Source organism: Faecousia intestinalis (assembly GCF_040096185.1).
Taxonomy (GTDB): Bacteria; Bacillota; Clostridia; order Oscillospirales; family Oscillospiraceae; genus JAZOXB01.
This window is the reverse complement of the sequence record NZ_JBBMFF010000263.1, coordinates 1-6294: the sequence shown is the minus strand read 5'-3', so window position 1 is coordinate 6294 and position 6294 is coordinate 1. Positions and strand designations below refer to the sequence as shown.

7 protein-coding genes are annotated in these 6294 nt (G+C 61.4%); 1 reads left to right on the top strand and 6 read right to left on the bottom strand.

The genetic code is table 11. The annotated features are described in order from the left end of the window. Positions 1-66: 66 nt before the first annotated feature. From WMO66_RS13250 to WMO66_RS13240, 3 genes are read right to left on the bottom strand one after another with little or no spacing between them, the layout of a single operon-like run. Positions 67-861, bottom strand: a complete 795-nt coding sequence (locus WMO66_RS13250; protein WP_349136882.1) for a hypothetical protein — start codon at positions 859-861, stop codon at positions 67-69. Beyond that, positions 855-1583, bottom strand: a complete 729-nt coding sequence (locus tag WMO66_RS13245; RefSeq protein ID WP_349136881.1) for an ABC transporter ATP-binding protein — start codon at positions 1581-1583, stop codon at positions 855-857. The genes WMO66_RS13250 and WMO66_RS13245 overlap by 7 nt, the downstream gene beginning before the upstream one ends. Then, on the bottom strand, positions 1576-1938 hold the full coding sequence (locus tag WMO66_RS13240; protein ID WP_349136880.1) for a GntR family transcriptional regulator: 363 nt from the start codon (positions 1936-1938) through the stop codon (positions 1576-1578). Before WMO66_RS13240 ends, WMO66_RS13245 begins: the two co-directional genes overlap by 8 nt. 261 nt (positions 1939-2199) lie before the next feature. Between WMO66_RS13240 and WMO66_RS13235 the strand changes: the two genes are divergently transcribed. Continuing rightward, positions 2200-3432: an MFS transporter gene (locus WMO66_RS13235; RefSeq protein ID WP_349136879.1), complete on the top strand. Its 1233-nt coding sequence runs from the start codon at positions 2200-2202 to the stop codon at positions 3430-3432. Between the two features lie 127 nt (positions 3433-3559). On the opposite strand, the gene WMO66_RS13230 is transcribed toward WMO66_RS13235, so the two are convergent. The 3 genes from WMO66_RS13230 to WMO66_RS13220 form a co-directional block, all read right to left on the bottom strand. Then, entirely contained in the window at positions 3560-4369 is an 810-nt protein-coding gene (locus WMO66_RS13230) for a SagB/ThcOx family dehydrogenase (RefSeq protein ID WP_349136878.1), read from the bottom strand. 2 nt (positions 4370-4371) lie between these two features. Further along, positions 4372-5088: a zinc metallopeptidase gene (locus WMO66_RS13225; RefSeq protein WP_349136877.1), complete on the bottom strand. Its 717-nt coding sequence runs from the start codon at positions 5086-5088 to the stop codon at positions 4372-4374. A gap of 180 nt (positions 5089-5268) precedes the next feature. Continuing rightward, positions 5269-6054: a TIGR04255 family protein gene (locus tag WMO66_RS13220; RefSeq protein ID WP_349136876.1), complete on the bottom strand. Its 786-nt coding sequence runs from the start codon at positions 6052-6054 to the stop codon at positions 5269-5271. Positions 6055-6294 lie beyond the last annotated feature (240 nt).

Sequence of the window (6294 nt, the reverse complement as noted above, 5' to 3'; positions counted from 1 at the left end):
TTGCGCGGCCCCGAAGGGGCCGTGGCAATGACAAACCTGGGGCATTGCACAGCGCGGTGGAAAGCCTTATTCCAGATTCAGATGGCGGCGCAGGATGCGCTCCGTGACAAAGAAGTACACGATCCCGAGCACGGCCAGCAGGGCAAGCATCACGCCGATAAACAGGTTGAACATGCCTGGCGCGCTCATGCCGGCATAGAGCTGAACAAGGAAGCGGCAGAACGGCTCAAAGTTGCTCAGCACGATGATGGACGTGACTGCAACCGTCTCGAGCACGACGTTGATGGCATAGTAGAACAGCACGGCGAACAGGATGCGCTTGCGGCGGAACAGGTGGCCGATGGAGCAGGACAGATAGATCTGCAGCACGGACACCGCGACCTGCACCATGACCAGCAGGACGAGCAGGGCGATGCCCCAGCCGTTGATTATCCCGCCGAAGCTCTGCTCCAGCGAGGTGCGGATGGAAGGCAGCAAGCCACGGATACCGCCGAACAGGATGCCGACGGAAACGAAGCTGACCAGGCCCGTCACGATCAGCGTCAGGAAGGCCGTGAGAAGCTTCGACAGCACAAGCTGCCACGGCCGCACCGGCAGCGTGAACATCAGGTAGCCTTCATCACGCAGCAGGCCGGAATAGAAGCGGATGACGGAGATGACGAGTGCAAACACGCAGGCGGCAATGACCGCGAGCACGAACAGCACCGTCGTCAGATTCACAAAAATGGCAGAGATCTTGACCGGCAACTCCGCCATGAGGGCGACGCGCTCGAGCAGGCCGAAGACCAGAATGGCGGGCCAGATAAACAGAAAAATCTTCAGATTTGTGCGGAGATCGTATTTTAACAGCTTGCTCAGCACGGCCATTCACCTCCCATCGGGATCGTGCGGAAGACTTCGCGGAAGACCTCGTCGACGGACTTGCCCTCGGCACCGCGGATGTTATCGGTCGAATCGTGGCGGACGACGCGGCCCTCCTTCAGGAAGATCACCTCGTCAAGCACCGGCTCGATGTCCGCGATCAGGTGCGTCGAGATCAGGACGGTGCTCTCGGGCGAATAATTCGTCAGGATCGTCTGCAGGATGAAGTCGCGCGCGGCCGGATCGACGCCCGCGATCGGCTCGTCGAGCAGGTAGAGCTTTGCGGCGCGGCTCATGACGAGCAGCAGCTGGAGCTTCTCCTTCGTGCCCTTCGACATCGTCTTCACGCGCATATCCAGCTCGATGCCCAGCGCGCGGCACATGGCCTCGGCGCGCTCGCGGCGGAAATCGGGATAGAAATCCGCAAAGAAGTTGACCATATCCTTCGTTTTCATCCAACCGGCATAGTACATCCGGTCGGGCAGGTAGCTCACGAGCGCCTTCGTCTCCGGGCCGATCGGCTTGCCGTCGATCGCGACGGAGCCCTCCGTCTGGCGCAGCAGGCCCGTCAGGATCTTGATGAGCGTCGTTTTGCCGGAGCCGTTCGGCCCGAGCAGGCCGATGATCTTGCCCGGCGCAAGCTGCAGGTCGACGTGGTCGAGCGCGGGCTTTGCCCCGTAGCTCTTCGTCAGGCCGCTGCAGCAGACCAGCATGTCATTCATTTTCATTCCCTCCAAACAATGTTGCAATTTCCTCCTGCGTGTAGCCGAGCTGCCGCATCCGCGCGCAGAACGCATCGATCTCGGCCTGCGCCAGCGAGCGGCGCGTCTCGCGGATGCACGCCTCATCCTGTGTGACATAGCGCCCGGTGTTCCGCTGGGCGCTGACGAGCCCGCTCTCCTCCAGCGCCGCAAGCGCGCGCTGCATGGTGTTCGGATTGACACCGGCCTCTGCGGCCAGCTCCCGCACCGACGGCAGCTTCACGCCTGCCGGATACTGTCCGGAGACGATGCGGAACTTCAGCACATCCACGAGCTGCAGCCAGATCTGCCGCTCCGGATTCAGTTTCCATGCCATTGGCTCACCTCCAATGTGTTATTGTACTAATATACTAATACACTAGTACAGATTTGTCAAGAGGGTTTTTCAAAAATATTCCTGCCTTCCTTTCTGTCCGTTCCTCACGGACACCGCACCGCAGCAGGCAGAATTTTGATTTGGGTCTGGGCAAGCAGACTTTTCTGTGATATGATGAAGGCAGGACCCCAAAAATACAACAAAATACGGGCCATCTCCGCGCGGAAGCACGGCAATGGCCCAAAACGGAGGATGCAGCCTATGAGAAGTGCAAGCAGATGGATCTACGTCGCAGTCGGGTGCGTGGTACTTCTGTTCTCGGGCCTGGTGTACGCGTGGAGCGTACTGTCCGGGCCGATCGCCGCAGAGTTCCCCCGCTGGACCACCGCACAGCTTTCCCTGACCTTTACGATCGTGATGAGCTTTTTCTGCCTTGGCGGCCTGACCTGCGGCGCGCTTTCCGCGCGCATTTCCCCGCGAATTTTCCTCTGGATATCCGCCCTGCTGTTTCTGGCGGGCTTCCTGCTGACGGCGGGCATGCGGTCGCTGCCCATGCTGTATGTCGGCTTCGGCGTGGTCTGCGGGCTGGCCTCCGGCTTCTCGTATAACGCCGTGCTCGGGACAGTCGGCGCGTGGTTCCCCGACAAGCAGGGCCTCGTCTCCGGTATTCTGCTCATGGGCTTCGGCCTGAGCAGCTTCCTCATCGGCAAGCTCTATCAGCGCTTCACGCCGGTGACGGTCGGCAGCTGGCGGCGCAGCTTTGTCGTGCTTGGTATTATCACGGCCGTGCTCGTGGCGGCCTGCGGCTTCCTGCTCCGGCGGCCCGGCACAGACTTCACGCCGCCGCCCGCCGCGAAAAAGAAGCGCTATGCTAACCCCGTGGCAGAAGAGCTCGGCACGGCGGCCATGCTGCGGCGGCCCGCGTTCTGGCTGTACTATCTCTGGGCGGTACTCCTGAGCGCGGCAGGGCTGGCCCTCGTGTCGCAGTCCACCTCCATCGCGCGGGAGATCGGCAGAACGGTCTCGCCGGGCGGTATCACCACGGCCGTCGGCATGATCTCGCTGGCGAACGCCGCCGGGCGCGTCGTGCTGGGCGGGCTGTTCGACCGACTGGGGCGCAGCCGGACCATGCAGCTCGTGGGCGGCATTTTCCTGCTCACCGGCCTTGTGCTCATCGGTGCGCTGAAGCTCGGCAGCTTCCCGCTGCTCATCGTCGGCTTCCTGCTGGGCGGCATGGCCTACGGCGGCGTCACGCCCGCCAACGCGGCCTTTGTCAGCTCGTATTACGGTATGCGGCACTACGCCGTGAATCTCTCCGTCGTGGTGACGAACCTGCTGTTCGCCTCGTTCGGCAGCACGATCGCGGGCGCGCTGTATGACGCGACCGGCTCTTACCTCAGCACGGACGCCATGATCCTCGTTCTCGCTGTCCTGAGCGCCGCCGTGTCGTTCGGCATCGACCTGTGCGACCGGAGGATGCTGAAACGGCGATAACGGTACGCCATTGCAGGGGCATACCCGGCCCTGTCATTCAAAAAATCACCGGCTGCTTTTCCGGCAGCCGGTGATCGATTTTCTTATGGAAGCTCCAGCCAAACAGCAAAATGGATTCCGAGCTTTCTTATAAATTCTCGTCCTCGACGAACTGATAGAACGCCGCCTCCTGCGCGGTATCCTCCGGGCGGACCGTGCCGACCGGGGCGGCATAGACGATAAACTCCTCCTCGCCGTCCAGCCCGAACAGCTCGCAGCACAGCTCATGGCGGAAGGCGCGCAGGCCGCAGGTGCCGAGGCCCTGCGACGCGCAGGCAAGATAGAGATTTTCGCCCACATGCCCGGCATCGACGAGCAGCGGCGCATAGGCATAGGGACCGTAGCGCCACTCCGCGCGATAGGGCACAACGGACCAGTAGAAGATCACGCTGGCCTTTGCCGCCCAGCTCTGGCCGCAGAGCGTGTCGGAAACGACGTCCTCGAGCTGCTCGACGGGGTGCAGAAACTCGAGCGCATGCTCCAGCGGCAGGTAGTGATACGCGCCGGGGCGCAGGCCCTCGACATGGCGGAGGAGGAGATAGGTCTCAAAGGCATGGCGTGCACCGCCGCTCGGGACGGTGCGCAGCGTGGCATAGGCCCGGCCGCGCATGGCGCGCACGCCCTGCGTGGCCCAGAGCAGGAACGAAAGCTGCAGCAGGCTGAGCTCCCCCTCCGTATAAATTCTGGCGCTGCGCCGCCGCGTCAGCAGGTCATACAGGCCGCCGCCCTCCGGCAGCGCAGAAAAATCTCGCGGCAGCGCCGTCCGCTCGCCGCCCATCGGGGCCTTGCACAGCGGAGGCTGCGGCAGCTTTTTCTCCTGATCGGAGACAAATTCCGTGGTATCGTCGTCGCGATAGCCCATGAGGAAGCGTCTTCCCTGTTCGGTGCGTTCGTCCATAGTCAGTCTCTCCTCCGGTTCCCGCCCGCCACGATGAGCAGCAGACGCAGGAACTGCATAATGGTCACGCTCAGCGCGGCCACATAGGTCAGGGCCGCAGCTGTGAGCACACGCTTTGCCGCGGTCTGCTCCTCCGGCAGCAGCAGGGCGCTCTCCTCGATGGCGCGCAGGGCGCGGTGGCTGGCGTTGAACTCCGTCGGCAGGGTGACGAGCTGGAACACGACGCAGAGGCCATAGCAGGCCACGCCCGCCAGCGCCACATAGTAAAACACCTGTCCGAGGCCGCTGAGCGCAAGGCCGAGCACAATGAGCGGCATGGAGAGCCGCGAGCCGATGTTCGTCACGGGGACGATGGCCGCGCGGATATAGATCGGCGCATAGTGCCGCGCATACTGCACGGCATGGCCAGCCTCATGCGCCGCCACGCCGACTGCGGCGGGCGTTGCCACATTGTATACGGAGTCCGACAGGCGGATGACGTGGTCCTTCGGGTCAAAATGATCCGTCAGATCGCCTGACACATGCTCCACGCGCACATCGGTCACGCCATGCGCCCGCAGCACCGCCATGGCGGCCTCTGCGCCGGTCATGCCGCGCGCATTGCGCACCTGACTGTAGCGGCGGAACGTGCTCTTGACATGGGCGCTGGCCCAGAGCGACAGGATCACCGCCGGGAGCACCAGAACGATATAGTACCAGTCTACATAGAAAAACGGCATTGCGCCTCACCTCGCATGGAAATTATACTGATATTCAATTAAAACCTTTCATTCATAGAATGGAAGGTTTTAATATGAAGATCATTATGAGACGAGATTTCGTGATTTTTCCAAAATCGCGAAATTGGTTACGCCAAAGGCGGAACCTTTCTGATGAAAGATTTGAATCAGAAAACAGTATTACAGCGGCTGCGGCTCCATGGCGTCGTGGAGCTGATCCGTGATCGCGCCGCGGAAAATGCGGTCCGCATGGGTATGGACGGTGTTGAGCGCTCCGGCGGAGTGCTTCAGCTCGATCTTGCCGTTCATGAAGACGTCGTTGTCCAGAATAAAGCGGACCTCCTTGTCCTCGACATTGCCGCGCTTGACCATACCGGGGCCGCAGTGCAGCTTCAGGCGGCAGCCGCCCGCCAGCGCCATCTCCACATCCTGCGTGACGCGCTGGACGCTCTGCTCCTGCACGTCGTCCTCCGCCATCAGGCCAAGATAGGCGGGCTGAATAAGGTCGCGGAACGGCACGCCCTCCAGACCGAGGGCGCGGCGGGAAAAGCCGTTGATGTAGCGCAGGCCGATGCGCTCAAAATACGCCGGGTGATAGATGGCGACGAACTGTGCCAGCACCTCGTCGAGCTTCCGGGCAAAATCCTCCCACGTCGTATAGACCGGCGTGGCCAGCGCAAGGAAGGTGTTTGTCAGGTTGACCTTCCAGTCGCCTGCGGCCGTCAGGAACTGATAGTTCACGACCGTCGGCTGCTCCTCGAGCTTCATGGCGCCCGGCTGGCCGATCACCTTGGGCGGGAGCTTTTCCAGATTGCGCGCATAGCGCGGGAACTCGGCGCGGATGGCCTCCTGAAATTCGGCAGGCTCCTTCGCGCTGATGGAAAGGATCGTCGGAAAACGGAGCTGACAGATCACCTCGATCAGCTGGCGCTTGCCATAGAGAACACGCTCCGATGCAGAAAACATAGTCAGGACTCCTTTTTTGTGTCAGGCAGCACCGCACGGTTGGGCCTTTGACGGCTCTTTTCTGCCGAAGGGACTCGACAACCCCTGCAGTTACTGCCCTCATTGTATTTTATCTCATTATACCACGGTGATTCAATGGTTTGCAAGGTCATTCACAAAAGTGTTATACTAGAATCTGATAAAAAGCTTTAAAAGCTTTTTATAGCGCCGAGGGCGCGTCAGATTCTGCATGAGACGGCG

Coding starts and splice junctions, on each gene's coding strand:
- WMO66_RS13225 (WP_349136877.1), bottom strand. CDS start 5,088: ATGCCGTTTTTCTATGTAGACTGGTACTATATCGTTCTGGTGCTCCCG.
- WMO66_RS13235 (WP_349136879.1), top strand. CDS start 2,200: ATGAGAAGTGCAAGCAGATGGATCTACGTCGCAGTCGGGTGCGTGGTA.
- WMO66_RS13230 (WP_349136878.1), bottom strand. CDS start 4,369: ATGGACGAACGCACCGAACAGGGAAGACGCTTCCTCATGGGCTATCGC.
- WMO66_RS13245 (WP_349136881.1), bottom strand. CDS start 1,583: ATGAATGACATGCTGGTCTGCTGCAGCGGCCTGACGAAGAGCTACGGG.
- WMO66_RS13220 (WP_349136876.1), bottom strand. CDS start 6,054: ATGTTTTCTGCATCGGAGCGTGTTCTCTATGGCAAGCGCCAGCTGATC.
- WMO66_RS13240 (WP_349136880.1), bottom strand. CDS start 1,938: ATGGCATGGAAACTGAATCCGGAGCGGCAGATCTGGCTGCAGCTCGTG.